At 71.5% G+C, this 21812-nt stretch carries 20 protein-coding genes; 11 read left to right on the top strand and 9 right to left on the bottom strand.

What is annotated here, in order from left to right; translation table 11 throughout:
- Nucleotides 1-23: 23 nt before the first annotated feature.
- The gene (locus tag BW982_RS13775) at nt 24-1145 is read right to left on the bottom strand and encodes a phosphate ABC transporter substrate-binding protein PstS (protein ID WP_076494183.1); all 1122 of its coding nucleotides are present in this window, start codon (nt 1143-1145) and stop codon (nt 24-26) included.
- A gap of 188 nt (nt 1146-1333) precedes the next feature.
- On the opposite strand from BW982_RS13775, the gene BW982_RS13770 reads away from it, so the two are divergent.
- Nucleotides 1334-5242 (top strand): Pls/PosA family non-ribosomal peptide synthetase, encoded by a 3909-nt coding sequence (locus tag BW982_RS13770; RefSeq protein ID WP_083696700.1) that lies wholly within the window; start codon nt 1334-1336, stop codon nt 5240-5242.
- Entirely contained in the window at nt 5239-6537 is a 1299-nt protein-coding gene (locus BW982_RS13765) for a M1 family metallopeptidase (protein WP_076494180.1), read from the top strand. The genes BW982_RS13770 and BW982_RS13765 overlap by 4 nt, the downstream gene beginning before the upstream one ends.
- A 72-nt stretch (nt 6538-6609) precedes the next feature.
- Here the strand turns inward: BW982_RS13765 and BW982_RS13760 are convergent, their stop codons facing one another.
- Genes BW982_RS13760 through BW982_RS13745 form a run of 4 tightly spaced genes read right to left on the bottom strand, consistent with a single transcriptional unit; the run spans nt 6610 to nt 10976 of the window.
- Nucleotides 6610-7128 carry a 4'-phosphopantetheinyl transferase family protein gene (locus BW982_RS13760; protein ID WP_076494178.1) on the bottom strand — a complete coding sequence of 173 codons (519 nt, stop codon included), beginning with the start codon at nt 7126-7128 and terminating at the stop codon, nt 6610-6612.
- The gene (locus BW982_RS13755; RefSeq protein ID WP_076494176.1) at nt 7125-8063 is read right to left on the bottom strand and encodes an NUDIX hydrolase; all 939 of its coding nucleotides are present in this window, start codon (nt 8061-8063) and stop codon (nt 7125-7127) included. The genes BW982_RS13760 and BW982_RS13755 overlap by 4 nt, the downstream gene beginning before the upstream one ends.
- Nucleotides 8060-10228 carry an RNA degradosome polyphosphate kinase gene (locus tag BW982_RS13750; protein WP_076494174.1) on the bottom strand — a complete coding sequence of 723 codons (2169 nt, stop codon included), beginning with the start codon at nt 10226-10228 and terminating at the stop codon, nt 8060-8062. The genes BW982_RS13755 and BW982_RS13750 overlap by 4 nt, the downstream gene beginning before the upstream one ends.
- A 55-nt stretch (nt 10229-10283) precedes the next feature.
- Nucleotides 10284-10976: a response regulator transcription factor gene (locus BW982_RS13745; protein ID WP_076494173.1), complete on the bottom strand. Its 693-nt coding sequence runs from the start codon at nt 10974-10976 to the stop codon at nt 10284-10286.
- A gap of 147 nt (nt 10977-11123) precedes the next feature.
- Between BW982_RS13745 and BW982_RS13740 the strand changes: the two genes are divergently transcribed.
- The 4 genes from BW982_RS13740 to BW982_RS13725 all read left to right on the top strand — a co-directional run bounded on the left by BW982_RS13740 (nt 11124) and on the right by BW982_RS13725 (nt 14357).
- Nucleotides 11124-11414, top strand: a complete 291-nt coding sequence (locus BW982_RS13740) for a hypothetical protein (RefSeq protein ID WP_076494171.1) — start codon at nt 11124-11126, stop codon at nt 11412-11414.
- A gap of 134 nt (nt 11415-11548) precedes the next feature.
- Nucleotides 11549-12148, top strand: a complete 600-nt coding sequence (locus BW982_RS13735; protein ID WP_076494169.1) for a heme-binding beta-barrel domain-containing protein — start codon at nt 11549-11551, stop codon at nt 12146-12148.
- Complete coding sequence (locus BW982_RS13730) at nt 12148-13251, top strand: CAF17-like 4Fe-4S cluster assembly/insertion protein YgfZ (protein WP_076494168.1); 1104 nt, start codon at nt 12148-12150, stop codon at nt 13249-13251. The genes BW982_RS13735 and BW982_RS13730 overlap by 1 nt, the downstream gene beginning before the upstream one ends.
- Nucleotides 13248-14357 carry an FUSC family protein gene (locus BW982_RS13725; protein ID WP_175611107.1) on the top strand — a complete coding sequence of 370 codons (1110 nt, stop codon included), beginning with the start codon at nt 13248-13250 and terminating at the stop codon, nt 14355-14357. Before BW982_RS13730 ends, BW982_RS13725 begins: the two co-directional genes overlap by 4 nt.
- 1 nt (nt 14358) lies before the next feature.
- Here BW982_RS13725 and BW982_RS13720 read toward each other — a convergent pair whose 3' ends face one another.
- Nucleotides 14359-15147: a class I SAM-dependent methyltransferase gene (locus BW982_RS13720; protein ID WP_076494166.1), complete on the bottom strand. Its 789-nt coding sequence runs from the start codon at nt 15145-15147 to the stop codon at nt 14359-14361.
- Nucleotides 15148-15206: 59 nt separating this feature from the next.
- Between BW982_RS13720 and BW982_RS13715 the strand changes: the two genes are divergently transcribed.
- Nucleotides 15207-15953 (top strand): phosphoglyceromutase, encoded by a 747-nt coding sequence (locus tag BW982_RS13715; RefSeq protein ID WP_076494164.1) that lies wholly within the window; start codon nt 15207-15209, stop codon nt 15951-15953.
- Nucleotides 15954-16016: 63 nt separating this feature from the next.
- Here BW982_RS13715 and phoU read toward each other — a convergent pair whose 3' ends face one another.
- Nucleotides 16017-16691, bottom strand: a complete 675-nt coding sequence (gene phoU, locus BW982_RS13710; protein WP_076494162.1) for a phosphate signaling complex protein PhoU — start codon at nt 16689-16691, stop codon at nt 16017-16019.
- Nucleotides 16692-16862: 171 nt separating this feature from the next.
- On the opposite strand from phoU, the gene BW982_RS13705 reads away from it, so the two are divergent.
- Both BW982_RS13705 and BW982_RS13700 read left to right on the top strand, forming a co-directional pair.
- Nucleotides 16863-18080 (top strand): sensor histidine kinase, encoded by a 1218-nt coding sequence (locus BW982_RS13705; protein ID WP_076494160.1) that lies wholly within the window; start codon nt 16863-16865, stop codon nt 18078-18080.
- Nucleotides 18077-18760, top strand: coding sequence for a response regulator transcription factor (locus tag BW982_RS13700; protein ID WP_076494159.1), 684 nt, complete (start codon nt 18077-18079; stop codon nt 18758-18760). Before BW982_RS13705 ends, BW982_RS13700 begins: the two co-directional genes overlap by 4 nt.
- Nucleotides 18761-18818: 58 nt before the next feature.
- Here the strand turns inward: BW982_RS13700 and BW982_RS13695 are convergent, their stop codons facing one another.
- On the bottom strand, nt 18819-19370 hold the full coding sequence (locus BW982_RS13695) for a DNA modification methylase (protein WP_076494359.1): 552 nt from the start codon (nt 19368-19370) through the stop codon (nt 18819-18821).
- Nucleotides 19371-19551: 181 nt separating this feature from the next.
- On the opposite strand from BW982_RS13695, the gene BW982_RS13690 reads away from it, so the two are divergent.
- Nucleotides 19552-20034, top strand: coding sequence for a CarD family transcriptional regulator (locus tag BW982_RS13690; RefSeq protein ID WP_056229249.1), 483 nt, complete (start codon nt 19552-19554; stop codon nt 20032-20034).
- A 41-nt stretch (nt 20035-20075) separates the two neighbouring features.
- The gene (ispD, locus tag BW982_RS13685; protein ID WP_076494157.1) at nt 20076-21293 is read left to right on the top strand and encodes a 2-C-methyl-D-erythritol 4-phosphate cytidylyltransferase; all 1218 of its coding nucleotides are present in this window, start codon (nt 20076-20078) and stop codon (nt 21291-21293) included.
- Here ispD and BW982_RS13680 read toward each other — a convergent pair.
- Nucleotides 21290-21751, bottom strand: coding sequence for a GNAT family N-acetyltransferase (locus BW982_RS13680; protein WP_076494156.1), 462 nt, complete (start codon nt 21749-21751; stop codon nt 21290-21292). The two genes, ispD and BW982_RS13680, sit on opposite strands and share 4 nt — an antisense overlap.
- Between the last annotated feature and the right edge of the window lie 61 nt (nt 21752-21812).

The following is a 21812-nucleotide window of genomic DNA, read 5'->3' as shown; positions in this document are numbered from 1 at the left end:
ACCGGTTCGGATCCGAGAGATGTTTACTTGATCGCTTCGAGCGTCTTCGCGGCGTCCGCGAGGACCGACTCGGGGAGCGGCGCGGAACCGGCGTTCTTCGCGGCGACCTGCTGGCCGAGCGAGCTGGTGATGAAGCCGAGGTACGACTTCACGAGCTCCGCCTGCTTGGTGTCCTTGAACTCGGTGCAGGTGATGGCGTACGAGACCAGCGGGATCGGGTAGGTCTCGGCGGTCAGCTTGGTGTAGTCGAACTTCTTCGACAGGTCACCGGGGACGCCGTTGTCGGCGTCCACCGCCGCGGCCGCGAAGGTCGCCGTGACGGCCTCGGGGCTGAAGGGGATCGCGGTGCCGTCCTGGATGATCGCGACGGACTTCAGGTCGCCGATGGCCGAGTGGTCGGCGTAGCCGATGGTGCCGGAGCCGGCCTTGACGGCCTCGACGACGCCCGAGCCGCCCTTCTGCTTCGACACGTTGCCCTCGATCGGCCAGTCCTTGCCCGCGGGCGAGGTCCAGACCGACGACTGCGTCGCGGCGAGGTAGTTGGTGAAGTTCGTCGTGGTGCCGGAGCCGTCCGAACGCGCGACGGTCGTGATCGGACCCGCGGCCAGTGCCGTGCCGTTGTCCTTGGTGATGGCCGGGTCGGACCAGTCGGTGATCTGCAGCGCGAAGATCTTCGCGATGGTCTCGCCGCTGAGCTTCAGCTCGCTCACGCCGGGGATGTTGAAGATGATCGCGACACCGTCGAGGTAGATCGGGATGTTCACGCCGCCGTCGGTGCAGAGCGCCTTCGACTGGGTGGTCTGGTCGGCGTTCAGGGGCGAGTCGGAGCCGGCGAAGTCGTACGCGCCGCTGAGGAAGTTGGTGACACCGCCACCGGAGCCCTGCGACTTGTCGTAGTTGATCGTCACGCCCTTGGCGGTGGCGTTGTATGCGGCGGTCCACGCGGCCTGCGCGTTGGCCTGGGCGCTGGAGCCACCGGCGGTGATGGTGCCGGCGAGGCTGGGGTCGATCGTGAACGCCACGTCGGCCGAGGAGGCGGACGGGGACGACTCCGAGGTGCCGCCGCTGGAGGAGGCGCAGCCGGCGAGGGCGAGAGAGGCCACGGCGGCCACGGCGCCCAGCTGGGCGAATCGGGAGAGCTTCACTATGTGAATCCTTCGCATGTCGGGGACACGAACCCGGTGCAGGGTTCTCCCGCACGGTAAACACCGTCCCTTACCAGAGTGCGTTGCACGGGTGAACGGAAGGTGAACCAGTGCGGCCGTTCCGGGGTGTTTTCCCGGCCTGTGTACGCTTCACCCCCGTGACGACCCCTGCGTTCTCCCCCCAGGCGATGCTCGACCGTACGAGTGCCGCCGCAGCGCCGCGGACGCTGATCGACATCCTCGCAGACGTGGCCGCACGGCATCCCGAGGCCTCCGCCATCGACGACGGCTCGGGCGCCCTCAGTTATCGCGAGCTGCTCGCGCGCGTCTGGCGCACGGCGGCGTCGCTGCACGAGGCCGGAGTGCGCCGGGGCGACCGCGTCGGTGTCCGGATGCCGTCGGGCTCCAAGGAGTTGTACGTCTCGATCCTCGCCGTGATGGCCGCCGGCGCCGCGTACGTGCCGGTGGATGCCGACGATCCCGACGAGCGTGCGCGGCTGGTGTTCGGCGAGGCCGGGGTCAGGGGCATCATCGCGGGCGACGGCGAGTTCGTCGCGGCGGGCGACGACCTCGTACGCCTGTACGACGGGGAGGCTCCGCACCCCCGCACCAACGCCGTCCCGATCGTCGCGCCGCCGACCGTCGACGACGACGCCTGGATCATCTTCACGTCGGGTTCGACCGGGGTGCCCAAGGGGGTGGCCGTCACCCACCGGTCGGCGGCGGCCTTCGTCGAGGCCGAGGCGCGGCTGTTCCTGCAGGGCGACCCGCTCGGACCGGGCGACCGTGTCCTGGCGGGGCTCTCGGTCGCCTTCGACGCGTCGTGCGAGGAGATGTGGCTCGCGTGGGGGCACGGTGCGTGCCTCGTCCCCGCCCCGCGCTCGCTCGTCCGCTCAGGCGAGGACCTCGCGCCGTGGCTGCTGCGCCAGGGCATCTCCGTGGTCTCCACGGTCCCCACCCTCGCCGCGATGTGGCCGGCGGATTCGATCGAGAACGTGCGGCTGCTGATCTTCGGCGGCGAGGCGTGTCCCCCCGAACTCGCCGCCCGGCTCGTGGCCGAGGGGCGCGAGGTGTGGAACACCTACGGCCCCACCGAGGCGACGGTGGTCGCGTGCGCCGCACCGCTGGACGGCTCGCCGCCCGTGCGCATCGGGCTCCCGCTCGACGGTTGGGCGCTCGCGGTCGTCGACGGCGACGGGCAGCCCGTCGCCGAGGGCGAGGTCGGCGAGCTGATCATCGGGGGAGTGGGCCTCGCCCGGTATCTCGACCCCGCCAAGGATGCCGAGAAGTACGCGCCGATGCCGACGCTGGGGTGGGAGCGGGCTTACCGCTCGGGCGACCTCGTCCGCTTCGAGCGCGAGGGTCTCGTCTTCCAGGGCCGCGCCGACGACCAGGTGAAGGTCGGCGGCCGCCGGATCGAGCTCGGCGAGGTCGAGTCGGCGCTCCAGGATCTGCCGCGCGTGCACGCCGCGACCGTCGCCGTGCGCACGACCGAGGCCGGAGTGCCGATCCTCGTCGGCTACCTCGTCATGGAGGACGGCGCCGTGCTCGACCGCGCCGCCGCGCGCGCGGCGCTCGCCGAAAGCCTGCCGGCCGCGACGATCCCGCTGCTCGGGGTCGTCGACGAGCTTCCCGTCCGCACCTCCGGGAAGGTCGATCGTGCCGCGCTGCCGTGGCCGCTGCCGGGCGTCGATGCCCCGGCCGCGACCGATTTCTCCGCCGACGAGACCTGGCTGGCCGAGCAGTGGCAGGCCGTTCTCGGACTGCCGGTCAGCGATCGCAAAACCGATTTCTTCGATCTCGGCGGAGGTTCGCTGTCGGCGGCGCAACTGGTGTCGCGCATCCGCGCGCGTGTGCCCGAGTTCTCGGTCGCCGACATCTACGACGTCCCGCGTCTCGGGGCGATGGCCAAGGCCCTCGGCCCCCAGCTCACGGACGACGCGCCCGCGGTGTTCCATCGGCCGGCTCCGACGCCGCGGGCGACGCAGTGGGTCCAGACCCTCCTCGGTGCCCCGCTGTTCATCCTGTCGGGGGTGAGGTGGCTGCTGTACCTCCTCACGGCGTCGGCGATCCTGCAGCTCGTCCCCGGCTTCGAGGTGCTGCCGTCCGTCCCCTGGCCCGCTCTGCTGACCGGGCTGGTGGTGTTCGCCACCCCGTTCGGGCGCATGGCGATCGCCGTGGTGTCCGCGCGGCTGCTGCTGGCCGGGGTCCGTCCCGGGGACTACCCCCGCGGGGGCGGGGTGCACGTGCGGCTGTGGCTGGCCGAGCAGATCGCCGCGCAGGTGGACGCCGTGGGGCTGGCCGGAGCGCCGTGGGTCTCGTACTACGCCCGCGCGCTGGGCGCCCGCATCGGCCGGAACGTCGATCTCCACGCCCTGCCTCCGGTGACCGGCATGCTCGTCGTCGGCGACGGCGCGTCGGTCGAACCCGAGGTCGATCTCACCGGCTACTGGATCGATGGAGACCTCGTGCGCATCGGTGAGGTCCGCATCGGAAGCGAGGCCACGGTGGGCGCGCGCTCCACCCTCGCCCCGGGGACGCGCATCGGGCGCCGCGCCGAGATCGCGCCGGGATCGGCGGTCTTCGGACGCGTGAAGGCCGACCAGTCCTGGGCCGGGTCTCCGGCGGTCCGTGTCGGGGGGACGGCGAAGGGCTGGCCGACGGAGCGGCCGTCCGCCCCCACGCGCTGGTTGTGGGCCTACGCCTGCTCCGCCGTGCTCCTCGCCCTCCTCCCGCTGCTGTCGTTCGCCGTCGGGGGACTCGTCGTCGCACAGGGCATGCGGGATGCCGGCTCCCTCGCCGCCGCGGCCGGAGCCGCCTTCGCCTGGCTTGTGCCCGGTGTCGCCGTCACCGGCCTGGTGTTCGCGGCATCCGTGGTGCTGCTCGTCCGGGTCTTCTCGATCCGACTGGTCGAGGGGACGTTCCCCGTGCGCAGCCGCGTCGCCTGGCAGGCGTGGACGATCGAGCGGCTGCTGGATTCGGCGCGCACGATCCTCTTCCCGCTGTACTCGAGCCTGTTCACCCCCGTCTGGCTGCGGATGCTCGGTGCGCGCGTGGGCCGCGACGTCGAGGCATCCACCGTCCTTCTCCTCCCGACGATGACGCGCATCGAGGACGGGGCGTTCCTCGCCGACGACACGATGGTGGCGTCGTACGAACTGCGCGCCGGCTGGATGCGCGTGGGATCGGTGCGGATCGGCAAGCGGGCGTTCCTCGGCAACTCCGGCATGGCGGCCCCCGGCCACCGCGTGCCGCGCGACGGCCTCGTCGCGGTGCTGTCGGCGGCACCGCTGAAAGCCAAGCCCGGATCCTCGTGGCTCGGGTCGCCCGCGGTGCGACTGCGACGTCTGTCGGCCGAGGGCGACGATTCGCGCACGTACAACCCCGGCCCGGGGCTCCGTCTCGCGCGAACCCTGTGGGAACTCGGCCGCTTCGTCCCCGTGGTCGTCACCTGCGCGATCGGCTTGGCCGTGCTGTTCGCGCTCGCGGGGCTCTGGGATGCCATCGGTCCGGTCGGGACGCTCCTGCTCTCGGGCGTGGTGCTGCTGGCCGCCGGTGCCGTCGCCGCCGGGATCTCGACCCTGGCGAAGTGGGCGATCGTCGGTGTCATCCGCGCGGGGGAACAGCCGCTGTGGTCGAGCTTCGTGTGGCGCACCGAGGTGTCGGACACCTTCACCGAGATGGTCGCGGCGCCCTGGTTCGCGCGCGCCGCCACGGGCACGCCCGCGCTCGCGGTCTGGCTGCGCACCCTCGGCGCCCGCATCGGCCGCGGCGTGTGGTGCGAGAGCTACTGGCTGCCCGAGCCGGACCTGGTCACTCTCGGGGACGCGTCGACCGTCAACCGCGGGTGCGTCGTCCAGACCCACCTTTTCCATGATCGAATCATGAGTATGGACACCGTCGAGCTCGAACCCGGTGCGACCCTCGGGCCGCACAGCGTGGTGCTCCCCGCCTCCACGCTCGGCGCGCACGCCACGGTCGGCCCCGCGTCGCTCGTGATGCGGGGGGAGACCGTCCCGGTCGGCTCGCGCTGGAGCGGCAACCCCATCGGCCCCTGGCGCGCCGTGAAGGTGCGCGCCTACCAGTCGACCACGTGAGCGGCGTCGATCCGTACGCTCCGCAGAGCGGCGACGCCGGGTACGACGTGGTGTCGTACGACCTCACCCTCGACTACCGCGTCCGCACGAACCGCCTCCAGGGCACGGCGGTCATCGCCGCCGTCGCCGCCGAGGATCTGACCTCCGTCGTCCTCGACCTCGTCGGGCTCCGCGCCACGCGAGTCCGTGTCGGCGGCGCTCCCGCCCGTTTCTCGGCGGCGGCGGGGAAGCTGCGCGTCGCGGGGCCCCGGCCCCTCGCGCCGGGGGAGCCGTTCGAGGTCGAGGTGGCCTACGCCGGAGCACCCGGCCCGCGGCGATCGCGCTGGGGTGCGGTCGGCTGGGAGGAGCTCACGGACGGGGCTCTCGTGGCGGGCCAGCCGATCGGCGCCCCCACCTGGTTCCCGTGCAACGACCGCCCCGACGACCGTGCGCGCATGACCCTGCGGATCACCGTGGACGACGGCTACACGGTCGCCGCGACCGGGGTGGCGGGTGCGGTGAGCCGCAGAGGCGGACGGGTGACCTCGACGTTCACGTCCGACGTCCCGACGGCCACCTACCTCGCGGCCGTCCACGTGGGCCGCTACCGCACCGGTGCCCTCTCGGGTTCCGGGGCCGCGGGCGTCCCCGCGGTGACCGTCACCGCGCCCCCTGTCCTCGCCGCCGCGGCGGACCGGGCGTTCGCCCCCGTGCCCGAGATGCTGCGCGTGTTCGACCGTCTCTTCGGCCCCTACCCGCAGGAGGCCTGCGCGCTCGTCGTCACGGCCGACGAGTTGGAGATCCCGCTCGAGGCGCAGGGGCTGGCCGTGTTCGGCATGAACCACCTCGTCCCCGCGGCGCAGCGTCTCATCGCCCACGAGATCGCCCACCAGTGGTTCGGCAACAGCGTCGGGATCGCCCGCTGGAGCGACATCTGGCTCAACGAGGGATTCGCCTGCTACGCCGAGTGGCTGTGGTCCGAGGCATCCGGCGGTCGTTCAGCCGATGACTGCGCGCGCGGCCATCACGAGCGTCTGACCGCGAAGCCGCAGGATCTGCTCCTGACCGATCCCGGCCCCGACGACATGTTCGACGACCGCGTCTACAAGCGCGGGGCGCTCACCCTCCACGCGCTGCGGCGGAGCATCGGCGACGACCGGTTCTTCGACCTCGTCCGCGGGTGGACGGCCGCCCACCGCCACGCCCTCGTCGGCACCGACGATTTCCGTGCCGCGGTCCGTGCGGCCGGGGGAGCGGATGCCGTGGAGCTGCTGTCGCTGTGGATCGATCGCGCCGAGGTTCCCTCGCTGCCCTGACCGCGCGGCGCAAGGTCGGCGATTCGCGTTCGGTGAGTCGGGAGGGATGCCGGGGCGCTGAGGTTGCGTGGATCACTGAGGATGCGCGACGCCGAGGTCGGCCGCCACGGCCAGCACGACGCCGGATGGACCGGCGACGTCCCAGCCGGAGATGGCGGCGCCGTCGTCGACCGACGCGGTCCACTCCTCGCCGGGCGCTGCCGAGTCGGCGAACCGTACGCGGAGCGGGTCGACGGCCAGCCCGCGGCCGTCGACCTTGAGAACCGCCTCCACCCGCGCCCACGACCGGGCGTCTCCGCCCGGCAGGACGCGATCCAATCCCGACGCGGACGCGGGGACGGCATCCAGCCCGACGCGCCCCCATCCGGCCGCCGCGACCACGAACGCCCACCCCTCCGCGTACGACACGGAGACCGCGGCATCCGTCCCCAAGACCCGGACGCGACCATGGTCGCCGCCACAGGACGGGCACCGCGACACGAACGTCGCCCCAGGAAGCAGCTCGGCGAGCAGCGCCCGCGCGACCGTGCGGCGCTCGACACCCTCGGGGATGCGCCGCCACGTGAGGCGCACGTCGGCGGGGAGCGTCACACCTGCGGCTCGTGCGTCTCGATCGCGACGATCCCCGACCCGGGGTGGGCGACGGGGATATGGGCCACAGAGAACGCGGCCGGTTCGAGGGCCGAAGAACTTCCCAGGTACGACCCCCGCATCGTGCCGGTGGCCAGCGCCAGCTCGTGCATGATCTCGGGCAGCACCGGGCCGTGGCTGGCGAGGACCACGGGTTTGCGGGCACGGACGCGTTCACCGACGACGCTGCGGGCGTCGCTGCGACCTTCCTCCCACGCGTCCTGGCTGATCGCCGCCGACATCTGCACGCGCTGCGCGAGCGCGGCGGACAACGGCACGACCGTGCGGACGCACCGCTCGGCCGGGCTCGACACGATCCGCCGGACACCGAACGCGAGGAGCGGACCCACGATCGCGTTCGCCTGGCGTCGACCTCGCGGACTCAGCGGGCGCGCGGCATCCTCTTGGTTCCACTCCTCCCGGGCGCGGGCCTTGGCGTGACGCAACGCGATGATCGGGAACGTCGGGAGGGCCTGCTCGTCCACCAGACGCACGAACTCGTCGAGGATCTCGATGTCGACCGGATAGCTGAGGTGCTTGCGCGCCTTCTTCAGCCCCACCCACTCGATCGCCGCGATCTCCTTGTTCGGCACGAACGTCGATGTGCGCACCGCCGCGTCGGTCGCCTCGGCGGCCCAGTAGTGCACGATCTTCGTGCGCGAACTCGGCATCCGGTACCGCGAGACGCCCACGGGCACCCCGAGGGCGACCCGGATGCCGGTCTCCTCCCGGATCTCGCGGACCGCGGTCTCGGCCAGCGTCTCACCGGGGTCGACCTTGCCCTTGGGGAGCGTCACGTCGCGGTACTTGGTGCGATGGATCAGGAGCACGCGGTACTTGCCCTCGACCATGCGCCAGACCACGCCGCCCGCGGCGTAGACGGCGGTTTCGGTCACCGGACCGCCCGCGACCGGCGCTTGCGCTGGATCCGCGCCATCGTGTGCTCCTGGATATCGATGAGCGGTGCGCCCTCGGCATCCACGCTGTGACGGATCCACTCGCCCTCGCTTCCGAGGTGCCACGAGCTCGTGCCCTCGTCCATCGCGAGATCGAAGAGGTCGGAGAGCTCCTGCAGCTCCTTCGGGTCGACCACGCGCACGAGCGCCTCGACGCGGCGGTCGAGGTTGCGGTGCATCATGTCGGCACTGCCGATGAACACCTGCGGGTCGCCGTCGTTCACGAACGCGAAGATGCGGGAGTGCTCGAGGTAGCGGCCCAGGATCGAGCGCACGCGGATGTTCTCGCTCATTCCCGGGACACCGGGCTTGATCGAACAGATGCCGCGCACCCAGACCTCGACCGGGACGCCGGCCTGGCTGGCGCGGTAGAGGGCGTCGATGATCTGCTCGTCGACCATCGAGTTGACCTTGATGCGGACGCCCGACGGCTTCCCCGCGAGCGCGTTGACGCGCTCGCGCTCGATGTGGCGCAGCAGCCCCTTGCGCAGGTGCAGCGGCGCCACGAGAAGGCGCTTGAACTTCTTCTCGATCGCGTACCCGCTGAGCTCGTTGAAGAGACGGGTGAGGTCGCGACCGACCTGATCGTCGACCGTGAAGAGGCCGAAGTCCTCGTAGATGCGGCTGGTCTTGGGGTTGTAGTTGCCGGTTCCGACGTGGCTGTAGTGGCGCAGACGCCCTTCTTCCTCGCGGATGACGAGGGCGAGCTTGCAGTGGGTCTTGAGGCCCACGAGACCGTAGACGACGTGCACGCCGGCCTTCTCGAGCTTGCGTGCCCACACGATGTTGTTGGCCTCGTCGAACCGGGCCTTCACCTCGACCAGGGCGAGCACCTGCTTGCCCGCTTCGGCAGCATCGATCAGCGCTTGCACGATCGGACTGTCGCCCGAGGTGCGGTACAGGGTCTGTTTGATGGCCAGGACGTGCGGGTCCCGCGCGGCCTGCTCGAGGAAGGCCTGCACGCTCGTCGCGAACGACTCGTACGGGTGGTGCACGAGCACGTCGCCCTTGCGGATGGCGCCGAACAGATCGGCCCGCCCGTTCTGCTCCGCCGGCTGGAAGGCCAGGGCCGTCTTGGGCACGTGCGGCGGGTAGTGCAAGTCGGGACGGTCGATGCGCGACAGGTCGAACAGCCCGCGCAGATCGAGGGCGCCCGGCAGGCGGTAGACCTCCTGCTCGGTGATGTCGAGCTCGCTGAGCAGCAGGTCGCGGGTCAGGTCGTCCATGTCCTCGGTGATCTCGAGGCGGATCGGCGGGCCGAACCGGCGACGCAGGAGCTCGGCCTCGAGTGCCTGGATGAGGTTCTCGGTCTCGTCCTCCTCGATCGTCATGTCCTCGTTGCGGGTGAGGCGGAACGCGTGGTGATCGAGCACCTCCATCCCCGGGAACAGGTCGCCGAGGTGGTTGGAGATGAGTTCTTCGAGGGGGAGGTAGCGCACGCCGGGTCCGTCGCCCGGCACCTCGACGAAGCGGGGGAGCATCGGCGGCACCTTGAGGCGGGCGAACTCCTGGCGACCCGTGCGTGCGTTGCGGATGCGGATCGCGAGGTTCAGCGAGAGCCCGGAGATGTAGGGGAAGGGGTGCGCCGGGTCGACGGCCAGAGGCATGAGCACCGGGAAGACATTGCGCTGGAAGTACTCGGTGAGCCGCACCGCGGACTCCTCGTCGAGGGAGTTCCACGACACGACCTCGATGCCCGCCTCGGCCAGGGCCGGGCGCACGTGATCGGTCCAGGCTGCAGCGTGCCGGAGCTGCAGGCGGTGGGCCTCGGCCGAGATGTCGGCGAGGACGTCGAGCGGAGCGCGGCCGACATTGGTCGGGACGGCGAGACCCGTGACGATGCGACGCTTCAGGCCCGCGACGCGCACCATGAAGAACTCGTCGAGGTTGCTGGCGAAGATCGCGAGGAAGTTGGCCCGTTCGAGGACGGGGACCGTCGGGTCCTCGGCGAGCTCGAGCACGCGCTGGTTGAACGACAGCCAGCTGATCTCGCGGTCGAGGTACCGTCCGTCGGGCAGCTGCTCGTCGGCAGCCTCGACCGCCTCGTCGAAGTCGTCGTCGTCCGCGTCGCCCAGTCCCGTATCGAGTACGTCGTGTTCGATCATTCCCACATCATTGCAGGGGTCGATGACGTACGCGTGAACGGTTGCGCGGGTGGCCTCAGGCGGAGGGGGCCGGGACGGGCGGCTGGTCGTCCTCGTACACGTTGAAGCGGTAGCCGACGTTGCGCACCGTGCCGATGAGCTGTTCGAGGTCGCCCAGCTTGGCGCGGAGACGCCGCACGTGCACGTCGACCGTGCGTGTGCCGCCGAAGTAGTCGTAGCCCCACACCTCGCTGAGCAGCTGTTCGCGCGTGAACACCCGGGACGGGTGCGTGGCGAAGAAGTGCAGGAGCTGGAACTCCTTGTACGTCAGGTCGAGGGGCTTCCCGTGGACCTTCGCCGAGTACGAGGACTCGTCGATCGTGATCCCGGAGGTCGAGATGCGCGACGAGACCTGCTCGGCGCTGCGGCGGCCCATCGCGAGGCGGATGCGCGCGTCGATCTCGGCCGGGCCCGCGCCGACGAGCACCACATCGTCGACGCCCCAGTCGGTGCTGACGGCCGTGAGCCCGCCCTCGGTGACCACGAGCACGAGGGGAGCCTCCATGCCCGTCGTCGTCAGGATCTTGCAGAGCGACTTCGCGCCCACGAGGTCGATGCGGGCGTCGACGAACACGACGTCGGCGCTGGGCGCGTTGACCAGCTGAGCGGGTTCGGCGGGAATCTGCCGGACGCGGTGGCTCAAGAGTTCGAGCGCAGGCAGAACCGCGCCACCGCCGGGGGCGGAGCTGAGAACGAGCAGCTGAGCCAAACGGACCTCCCCGTGCGGGCCTGCCGCACCCGCCCATCTTAGGGTGAGGCACGCGGTCGTGCCGTCACACCCCTCGTCGGCGCCGCGCGTGGCGCTCCGCGGCCCCCGTTCGCGCACGAACGGGCCGGTGTGCGCGATGATGGAGACATGTCGACTCCCGACCTCGCGCCGCGCAAGACGTTCGGCGGCGTCATCGCGGTCTGGGTGCTCGCCCTCGTCGCCGGTCTGGCCGTCGGTGTGTTCGTCCCCGCCGAGTGGCGCGCCCAGTGGATCACCGTCGCCCTCGGCGGCTGCGTCATCGCCGCGTTCGCGGTGCAGCTGTGGTACGGCCGTTCGCAGGCGTTCATCCAGCGCGTCGCCGCGAGCGTTCTGGGAGCGCTCATCGTGCTCGGTGTCGTCACGGCCGGGTTCGGGCTGGCATCCATCGTTCCCCGGTAGAGTTGGGCCATGGACCTCCTCGCGCTCGAACTCTTCTTCGTGGGACTTCTCGGTCTCGCCTCGCTGGCGATCGCCTTCGTCTCCGGCGCCGTCATCTGGAACCTTTACCGCGGCCAGCGCTGACGAGCGCCGTCGTGATCGAGATCCCGACCGACCTCCCCGCCGACCTCGTCCCGCTCTCGTGGCTGATCGGCGTGTGGGAGGGCACCGGCGTCATCGACTACGAGGCCGACGGCCGCACGTTCTCCGGCGAGTTCGCGCACCGCGTGAGCTTCAGCCATGACGGCGGAGATTTCCTGAACTACAGCGCGCACGCCTGGCTGCTCGACGGCGAGGAGCGGCGTCCCCTCGTGGCCGAGACCGGGTACTGGCGCGTCGCGCGGCCCGCCACCGATGCCGATCCCGGGCCGGCGCTGCTTCCGCCGACCGACACCGCGCCGCGCCGCACGGCCGACGACGTCGAGGCGTTGCGCACCGCCGAGGGCGGGTTCCCGCTCGAGGTGAGCCTCGCGCATTCCGACGGCATCCTCGAGCTCTACCTCGGTCAGGTGCGCGGTCCGCGCATCGATCTGGCCAGCGACGCCGTCGTGCGCACCGCGGGGGCGAAGCCGTACGCCTCCGCCACCCGCCTCTACGGTCTCGTCGACGACCACCTGCTCTGGGCGTGGGACGTGTCGGCCTTCGGCCGCGAGCTCGCCTCGCACGCGTCGGCCCGTCTGGCGCGGGCCGAGTGATGGCCGAGCTGTCCGAGGTCCCCGGCGCCGTCGTCGACGACGCCGGTCTGCGTCACGTCGGCTCGCCCCTCGCCGAGCAGCGCCGCCTGGTCTCCGGCGGGGCGCTCGCGCCGCTCGGTGACCGACGCGTGCTGTCGGTGACGGGTCCCGATCGGCTCAGCTGGCTCGACTCGCTCTCGTCGCAGGCGCTCACCCACCTGCCGGCCGGCATCTCCACCGAGATGCTCATTCTCGATCCGAACGGACGCGTCGAACACGCCGCCGCCGTGATCGACGACGGCGAGACCGCGTGGCTCCTCGTGGACGCCGTCGACGCCGCGCCCCTCGCGACCTGGCTCTCCCGTATGCGCTTCCGTCTGCGCGTCGAGGTGGCGGACCGCTCCGACGAGGTGTCGGTCATCGGCGGCACCCGTGCCGCCGTCGCCTCGCTCGCCGCGGTCGCCCCCACCGGCGTCCCCGTGGTGTGGGTCGACCCGTGGCCCGACGTCGCACCCGGCGGCTGGGCGTACGCCCGGGTCGAGGGTCACCCCGGTGCCGAGCGCGACTGGGCCGAGGCGGTGGTGGATGCCGCGGAGTTCGACCGCATCGTCGCGGCGGCCGTGACCGGTGAGGTGGCGCTCGCGGGGCGCGAGGCCGCCGAAGCGCTGCGCGTCGCCGCGTGGCGTCCGCGCGTCGCGGTGGATGCCGACGAGCGCCTCCTGCCGCACGAGATGGACTGGCTGCGCACCGCCGTGCACCTGTCGAAGGGCTGCTACCGCGGACAGGAGACGGTCGCGAAGGTCCACAACCTCGGCCACCCACCGCGTCGCGTGGTCGCGCTGCAGCTCGACGGCAGCGACAGCGTCCTGCCCGCCCGCGGCGACGTCGTGCGTGTCGGCGACGACGCGATCGGCGCCGTGACCTCGGTCGCGGTGCACTTCGAGGAGGGGCCCATCGCTCTCGCCCTCGTCAAGCGCACGGCGCCGGCGGACGTGCCGTACGTGGTGGACACGGCGGATGGTCCGATCGCCGCGTCGGTGGAGACGGTCGTCCCCTCCGACGCGGGCGCCACGGCCGGTGTGCCCCGGTTGCCTCGCCTCGGGCGTCGACGCGCCGCGGAATGAGCGGCGAGGAGTCCTCGACGACGGTCGGCGTCGTCGTCCCGCGCTCGCGCCTGCGCACGACGCTGCGGCGCCGGTGGGGACGCGTGCGCGAGTCGCTGCCGGCCATCGTGCAGATCGTGGTCGCCGCGACGGCGGCGTTCGCGTTCGCGCACTTCGTGCTGGGACACCCCGTTCCCCTGCTCGCCGCGACCGTGACGGTGTCGAGTCTGGGGCTGGTGCGCGACGCACGCCCGTGGCGGGTCGCCGAGACGGTCGCGGGCATGCTCGTCGGCATCCTCCTGGCCGAAGTCGTCCTCCTCGTCGCCGGGGCCGGGTGGTGGCAGATCGCGCTGGCGATGTTCGTGACCCTTCTCGTGGCCCGCTTCCTCTCTCCGCAGCCGGGGTTCGCGCTGGCCGCCGTCGTGCAGTCGCTCATCGCCCTGGTGCTGGTCTCCGGCGCCCCGTTCGTCCGGCTCCTCGACGGTGCGATCGGGGGAGCGGCGGCCCTGCTGGTCACCGCGCTCATCCCGCGGACGCTCCGGCGGACGGAGCTGCGGGATGCCGACGAGCTCTTCGACGCGTTCGACGTGGCGACCGCCACGATCGTGCGGGCGCTGCGCCGCGGCGACCGCGCCCGCGCCGAGCGGGGTCTCGAACGCGCGCGAGCGCTGCAGACGTACGTCGACGCGTGGAGCGGGTCGCTGGAGTCGGGGCAGGAGGTCGCGCGCATCTCCCCATTCCTGCGCCGGCAGCGCACCGAGCTGGAGCGCCACGCGCGCGTCCGCGCGGCGATGGACCTCGCCACCCGTAACCTCCGCGTGGTCGCCCGCCGTGCCGCCTACCTCTGTGCCGACGGGCAGCCGCGCGCGGTGCCCGCCGATCTCCTCGGTGAGATCGAACGCGGTGCCGGACTCGTCCGGGACGCCCTCGACGACGTCTCGATCGAACCGGCCGCCCGCGCCACGCTCGCCGCCCTCGCGGTGCGGCTCGATCCGGCGCAGATCCTGCCCGACGGCAACATCGGCGAACTGAACCTCGTGGCGGCCCTCCGTCCCCTGACGGTGGATCTGCTCGTCGCGACCGGGATGCCGTTCGCCGAGGCCCAGGCGCTGCTGCCCCGGGTGTGAGTCACGCCGGCGCGACGGCATTCCAGTCGACTCCGACTTCACCGAGTCGCCACCGGGAGCGACCGCGCACCGGCCATCCGTCCGCGGCCAGCGCCTCGACGGCCGTCCGCCACCGGTGAACGGGACCGAACGGTGCGACCGCCGCGGCGCGGTGCCACTCGCGCTGCAGCGCGGCGACGTAGTCGTGGACGCGTTCGCCGGGGACGTTCCGGTGGATGAGCGCTTTCGGGAGGCGTTCGGCGAGGATCGCGGGGTCGTCGAGCTCGGCGAGCCGCAGCGAGACGGTCAGCGACCGGGGCATGGCATCCGGTCCGACCTCCACCCACGTCACGACGCGTCCGATCTCGTCGCACGTGCCCTCGACCAGGATGCCGTCGGGCGCCAGCCGTCCGCACATCCGCGCCCACGCGTCGGCGACGTCCGCCTCGTCGTACTGCCGCAGCACGTTCATCGCCCGGATGACGGCGGGTCGCCGGCCGCGCGGGGTCGGTACCTCGAACCCCCCGAGCGCGAACGACACGCCCTCGATGCCCTCCGCCTGCACGCGGGCCCGCGCGACGCGTTCCGGGTCGATCTCGAGGCCCAGCACCGTGGCATCCGGTCGGACCCTCCGCACCCGCGCGAGCAACTCGAGGGGCGTCGCGGCGCTCGCCCCGAATCCGAGGTCGACCACGAACGGATCCTCCGCGCGCCGGAGCACCGGATGCCGCGCGATCCACCGGTCCACGCGGCGCAGGCGATTCACTCCCGTCGTCCCGCGCGTGGGGCGGCCGACGGGGGAGGGAGTCACTCGGACATGATGCCAGGCTCGGCCCGGAACAGGCCCGTCGCTCTCGCTAGCATGGAGACATGCCTCACACGCTGATCCTCCTCCGCCACGGGCAGAGCGAGTGGAACAAGACCAACCAGTTCACCGGCTGGGTCGACGTCCGGCTCACCGACCAGGGGAAGGCCGAGGCCCAGCGCGGCGGCGAGCTCCTGAAGGAGTCGGGTGTGCTCCCCGACGTGCTGCACACCTCGGTGCTCAGCCGCGCGATCCAGACGGCCAACATCGCGCTCGACGCGGCCGACCGTCTGTGGATCCCCGTGAAGCGCACGTGGCGGCTCAACGAGCGCCACTACGGCGCACTGCAGGGCAAGGACAAGGCGCAGACGCTCGAAGAGTTCGGCAACGAGCAGTTCATGCTGTGGCGCCGCTCGTTCGACGTGCCGCCGCCGCCGCTGCCCGCCGACGACCAGTACAGCCAGGTCGGCGACCCGCGCTACGTCGGCATCGACGGCGAGGTGCCCGACACCGAGTCGCTGAAGATCGTCATCGACCGCATGCTGCCCTACTGGCACAGCGACATCGTCCCCGACCTGCAGGCCGGCAAGACGGTCCTCGTCACCGCGCACGGCAACTCGCTGCGCGGTCTGGTGAAGCACCTCGAGGGCATCAGCGACGCCGACATCGCTGAGCTGAACATCCCCACCGGCATCCCGCTCGTCTACCAGCTCGACGACGACATGAAGCCGCTCGGCCCGGGCGAGTACCTCGACCCCGAGGCCGCCGCCGCGGGTGCCGCCGCCGTCGCGGCGCAGGGCAACAAGAAGTAACGCCCACCGCAACGAGAAGGGGGTGGATGCCACTGGCATCCACCCCCTTCGACGTTCGCGGCGTCAGACCACCGGGGTCGGCGTGACGTCGTCGGCGCCGGCCCAGTCGCCGGTGGCGAGGTAGACGACCTTCTTGGCCACGGAGACCGCGTGGTCCGCGAAACGCTCGTGATAGCGGCTGGCGAGAGTCGCGTCGACCGTGGCCGTGGCCTCGCCCTTCCAGGAGTCGCCCAGCACCTTCTCGAACACGCTGACGTGCAGCTCGTCGATGTCGTCGTCGACGTCGCGGATCTCCTCCGCGATGCGCAGGTCCTGCGTGCGCAGCAACTCGGCGAGTCGGCGGGCGACCTCGACGTCGAGCTCGCCCATGCGGGTGAACGTGCTCTTGAGCCCCTTGGGGATGGCGCGCTCGGGGAAGCGCGACCGCGCCAGCTGCGCGATGTGCTCGGCCATGTCGCCCATGCGCTCGAGCGACGCGCTCACACGGAGCGCCGTGACGACGATGCGCAGGTCGCGGGCGACCGGCTGCTGGCGGGCGAGGATCTCGATCGCCAGCTCGTCGAGCGCGACGGCTTTCTCATCGATGATCGCGTCTGCTTCGATGACCTCTTCCGCGAGGGAGACATCGCTCGAACCGAACGCGCGCGTCGCGCGGTCGATGGCGACGGCGACCAGTTCGGCGATCTCGACCAGTCGGCTCTGGACGTCCTCGAGGGACTGGTGGAACACTTCGCGCATCGCGATACCTTCCTCGTCGGCGGCACGGCACACATACGTCCCGCGACCCTCCCGGATTCTTCCGAGCGAAGGTTAACGAGTGGTGCTGTGACAGTGAATAGTAATCGCCGGCTCTACCCGGCCCTGTCTGAACGGCCGGTGAAGCCCGAATCGCGCCTCTACGCTGGAGCCATGGACCAGACGCAGCTCTCGCTGCTCGCGCTCCTCGTGGGAATCATCGTCGGGAGCTCCGTCGTGAGCCTCATCGTCGTCGCGCAGCGCACCCGGGACAGGGCTCTCGCCCAGGGGTCTTCGGAACTCCCCGAGGGCGTGGAGTCCATGCTCGGCGCCCTCGACGACCCCGCGGTGGTGTGCGACACCTCGGCCACGGTGCTGGCCCTGTCGCCCGCGGCCGAGGTCTTCGGATTGGATGCCGGCAGTGCCATCGCCGATGAGGACCTGCGGCGGGTCGCCCGCGCGGCGCGCGAGAACGGTGCCCCGGTGAGCGAGAAGCTCCGCCTGCGTCGCGGTGCCGCTCCCGCGGAGCCGCGCCTGGTCGCCGTGCGGGCCGCCCCCGTGTCTCCGCGCCTCGTCCTGCTCGTCCTGCGCGACATCACCGAGCGCGAGCGGGTCGAGGAGATGCGGCGAGACTTCGTGGCCAACACCAGCCACGAGCTGAAGACGCCGGTAGGTGCGGTGAGCCTCCTCGCCGAGGCGATCGAGTCCGCCGCCGACGACCCCGCTCAGGTGCGGTACTTCTCCGGTCGCCTGCAGGCCGAGATCCAGCGCCTGTCCGCTCTGACCAACCGCATCCTCAGCCTCTCCCGCCTGCAGGCCTCGGACGAGCTCCGCGACCTGCGCGACGTCTCGATCGACGAGGTCGTGACCGCGGCGATCGAGTCGCACACGATCCAGGCGGACTCGGCCCAGGTCACGGTCGTCCGTGGCGGGACGAAGGGTCTGTGGGTGCGGGGCGAACCGCAGATCCTCACCGAGGCCGTCGGTAACCTCATCGCCAACGCGATCGCCTACTCGCCCCAGGGCTCGAAAGTCGGGGTGGGGGTCAAGCTCGACGAGGACGTTGTGGAGATCGCCGTCACCGACCGGGGGATCGGCATCCCGGAGAGCGACCAGCACCGCGTCTTCGAACGCTTCTACCGCGCCGACCAGGCCCGCTCGCGCCGCACCGGCGGCACCGGTCTGGGCCTGTCGATCGTCAAGCACGCCGTGCAGCGGCACGGCGGTGAGGTGCGACTGTGGTCGCGCCCCGAGCGCGGTTCGACGTTCACCATCCGCCTGCCCCGGACCGAGGCGCCCGACCTCGATCTGGTTCGCCCGAAGGCGCGCCGCAAGGGCCGCAAGTCCGGCTCCGCCGCCCGCCCCGCATCCCTGAAGGGAGACACCGCATGACCCGTGTTCTGATCGTCGAGGACGAGCCCGATCTCGCCGACCCGCTCGCTTACCTGCTGCGACGGGAGGGGTACGAGGTCGAGATCGCCGAGGACGGCGCGCTCGCCCTCTCCGCCTTCCGCGAGCGCGGCGCCGACATCCTGCTGCTGGACCTGATGCTCCCCGGGATGCCGGGCACGGAGGTGTGCCGCCAGCTGCGGCTGACCTCGCACGTGCCGATCATCATGCTCACGGCCAAGGACTCGGAGGTCGACATCGTGGTGGGGCTCGAGCTCGGTGCCGACGACTACGTGACGAAGCCGTACTCCACGCGCGAGCTCCTCGCCCGCATGCGGGCGGTGCTGCGTCGCCGCAGTCCAGAGGAGTCGGACCTCGACGAGCGCATCCTCAGCGGCGGGCGTGTGACGCTCGACATCGACCGGCACACCGTCTCGGTCGACGGGGCCGAGATCAACATGCCGCTGAAGGAGTTCGAACTCCTCGAGGTGCTCATGCGCAACGCCGGACGCGTGCTCACGCGCGGGCAGCTCATCGACCGCGTCTGGGGCACCGATTACTTCGGCGACACCAAGACGCTCGACGTCCACATCAAGCGCATCCGCTCCCGCATCGAGCAGAGCCCGAGCGAGCCGACCATGCTCGTGACGGTCCGAGGGCTCGGTTACCGCTTCGAGGCCTGACGACCCCGGGAACGACGAAGGCGCCGACGGATGACCGTCGGCGCCTTCGTCGTGGAGATCAGGACGACGGGGTCGGCGACGGGGTGGCCGAGGGCGTCGTGGTCGGGACGAGGATGCTCGTCGGCGTGGGGGTGGGCGCCAGGGTGCGGAGGTACTCCAGAGCGCCGTCGAGGACGGGCACGTCGATGAGGGCGCCCTGGCCGTCGCCGGACTGGAAGTAGACGGGCACGGTCGAACCCGGCGCACCCTCGAAACCGTCGAGCGCGAGCGGGGCGACGTCGTTGGCGAGGTCGCCGAGACTCACCGTGCTGCTCGCCGGCACCTGGACCGACGCGCGAACGGTGCTGCCGCCCTCGCCGACCTCGATCCGCAGGGTCTGGGCCTCGGTGGTGTCGTTCACGATGGCCGCGACGAGGTTGCCGGCAGAACCCTCGTCATCGGTGACGATGAGGGCGTTGCGCACCTGCAGCGGACCGGACTCGGGGACGTTCACGCCGTCGGAGGCGGAGTAGTCGATGGTGGTCGCTTGCGGGGCGATGAGATTGCATCCCGTCGTTCCGAGAACGACGGCGGCCCCCACGGCCAGGGACGCGAACAGGCGCGTTTTCACGGATCCTCCCGGAACGACAGACGGCATCCCGACCATCCTACGGGGTCGGGGGCCGCCGCCCGCCCCGCGGGCGCCCGTGCGCGGGATGCGCACGCGCAATGGGGGTCGTGTCAGGGTGGGGCGGAACCTTAGCGCATCGGGGCCTGTGGTATCCTGGATGTTGCCGAAAGGACATAACTCCATGCTTTTTGAGGTTGGCGAGACCGTCGTTTACCCGCACCATGGCGCGGCCACGATCATCGAGGTCAAAGAACGCGTCATCAAGGGCGAGACGAAGAAGTACCTGAAGCTCAACGTCACGCAGGGCGATCTCGTCATCGAGGTCCCCGCAGACAACGTCGACCTGGTCGGCGTCCGCGACGTGATCGGCAAAGAGGGTCTCGACCGCGTCTTCGAGGTGCTGCGCGCACCGTTCACCGAGGAGCCGACCAACTGGTCGCGCCGTTACAAGGCGAACCTCGAGAAGCTCGCTTCGGGTGACGTCATCAAGGTGAGTGAGGTCGTTCGCGACCTGTGGCGCCGCGATCAGGACCGCGGACTGTCCGCCGGTGAGAAGCGCATGCTGGCCAAGGCCCGCCAGATCCTGGTGTCCGAGCTCGCTCTGGCCGAGAAGACCGACGAGGACCGCGCGAGCGTCGTCCTCGACGAGGTCCTCGCGTCCTGACGCCGCACGATTCCGCGGCACGGACCGGTTAGCGTGGTCGGGTGATCCCCGTACCCGTGCCGCGTCTGGCCGTCATCGTCGTCGCCGCCGGCTCCGGCACCCGTTTGAACGGGGGCGCGCCGAAGGCGTTCGTCGGTCTGGACGAGCACACCATCCTCCGTCACGCCCTGTGCGGAGTGTTCGCTGCGCCGCGCGCGCAGGTGGTCGTCGTGGTCCCCGCCGGATTCGAGGGCGCCGCGTTGACCGAGGCGCGCGAGGTCGCGGGAGACCGTCACGATCTCGTGGCGGTCGTCGCCGGCGGGGCCACGCGTCAGTCGTCGGTCGCGGCGGGGCTCGCCGCCCTGTGGGCGGACGTCGACACCGTGCTCGTGCACGACGCGGCGCGGGCGCTGACACCGCCGTCGGTGTTCGAGCGGGTCGTCGCCGCGCTCGACGCGGGTGCGGACGCCGTGATCCCGGCGGTCCCCGTCGTCGACACGATCAAGCGCGTGGATGCCGAGGGGGCGATCGTCGCCGCCGTGGACCGATCCGAACTCGCCGCCGCGCAGACGCCGCAGGGCTTCCGTCGTACCGTCCTGGAAGAGGCGCTCCGCTCCGCCGACGCCGATCACACCGACGACGCGGCGCTGGTGGCCGCCGCGGGTCACCCCGTGATCACGGTCGCGGGCGACGCGGCATCCTTCAAGATCACCACCGGTCCCGACCTCGACCGCGCGCGGGCCCTGCTCGCGGACGCCGGACCCGCCGTCGCTCCGACCGCCGCCACCGCGACCGCTCCCGCGGCGGGTGCGCCGCGCGTCGGGATCGGCACCGACGTGCACGGCTTCGGCGGCGACGGCACGCTGTGGCTCGCGGGTCTGGAATGGCCGGGGGAGCAGGCCCTCTCGGGGCACTCCGACGGCGACGCCGTGGCTCATGCGATCGTTGACGCGCTGCTGGCCGCCGCGGGCCTCGGAGACATCGGCACGCACTTCGGCGTCGACCGCCCCGAGTTCGCGGGGGCCCACGCCGAGGCGTTCCTCGCGCACACCCGGACCCTCCTCGGCGAGGCGGGGTGGCGCATCGGGAACGTCTCCGTGCAGGTGCAGGCCAATCGGCCGCGCTTCGCGGGCCGCAGAGCCGAGGCGGAGCGCGCACTGTCGGCCGCACTCGGGGGAGCTCCCGTCTCGGTGAGCGCCACCACGACCGACGGTCTGGGATTCACCGGTCGCACCGAGGGGGTCGCGGCCTTCGCGACGGCGCTCGTGCTCCCGGTCTAGAGTTCCCGCGTCATGAACGTCGACAGCGGATCGGGTCGGTACGACCCGAACGGCGGGCATTCCACGAACCCCTCGCCGGCGTAGAGGCCGCGCGCCGCCGCGAAGTCGTCTCCGCTGCCCGTCTCGAGCCAGAGGCTCCGGATGCCGCGCGCCCGCGCCTCGGTCATGATGTGCCGCAGGATCGCCCGCCCGATGCCCTGACCGAGGAAGCGCTCGGTCACGCGCATCGACTTGAGCTCGCCCGCGTCGTCACCGAACGGGGAGAGGGCGCCGATTCCGGCGAGTTCGCCGTCGACCCGTGCCGACCACAGCAGCGCGCCGTTGTCGACGAGGGCATCGGCGTCGAGCGCGTGACAGCTCTCGGCGGGCGTGTTCGCGAGCATGCCCGACACGTGCGCGGTCACCAGTGCTCGGGTGTCGGCGACGGACACGTCGTCGCGTCGGATCTCCAGTGGCATGCTGCGACCCTAACGCCGTCGTGTTTCGGGCACGGGTCGCCTCCAGGGGCGGCCGGTAGGC

Source organism: Microbacterium sp. RURRCA19A (assembly GCF_900156455.1).
Lineage (GTDB): Bacteria > Actinomycetota > Actinomycetes > Actinomycetales > Microbacteriaceae > Microbacterium.
This window is presented reverse-complemented; position numbering and strand designations above follow the sequence as displayed.

Coding starts and splice junctions, on each gene's coding strand:
- BW982_RS13770 (WP_083696700.1), top strand. CDS start 1,334: ATGCTCGACCGTACGAGTGCCGCCGCAGCGCCGCGGACGCTGATCGAC.
- BW982_RS13690 (WP_056229249.1), top strand. CDS start 19,552: ATGCTTTTTGAGGTTGGCGAGACCGTCGTTTACCCGCACCATGGCGCG.
- BW982_RS13680 (WP_076494156.1), bottom strand. CDS start 21,751: ATGCCACTGGAGATCCGACGCGACGACGTGTCCGTCGCCGACACCCGA.
- BW982_RS13725 (WP_175611107.1), top strand. CDS start 13,248: ATGAGCGGCGAGGAGTCCTCGACGACGGTCGGCGTCGTCGTCCCGCGC.
- BW982_RS13700 (WP_076494159.1), top strand. CDS start 18,077: ATGACCCGTGTTCTGATCGTCGAGGACGAGCCCGATCTCGCCGACCCG.
- BW982_RS13715 (WP_076494164.1), top strand. CDS start 15,207: ATGCCTCACACGCTGATCCTCCTCCGCCACGGGCAGAGCGAGTGGAAC.
- BW982_RS13705 (WP_076494160.1), top strand. CDS start 16,863: ATGGACCAGACGCAGCTCTCGCTGCTCGCGCTCCTCGTGGGAATCATC.
- BW982_RS13730 (WP_076494168.1), top strand. CDS start 12,148: ATGGCCGAGCTGTCCGAGGTCCCCGGCGCCGTCGTCGACGACGCCGGT.
- BW982_RS13740 (WP_076494171.1), top strand. CDS start 11,124: ATGTCGACTCCCGACCTCGCGCCGCGCAAGACGTTCGGCGGCGTCATC.
- BW982_RS13750 (WP_076494174.1), bottom strand. CDS start 10,228: ATGATCGAACACGACGTACTCGATACGGGACTGGGCGACGCGGACGAC.
- phoU (WP_076494162.1), bottom strand. CDS start 16,691: ATGCGCGAAGTGTTCCACCAGTCCCTCGAGGACGTCCAGAGCCGACTG.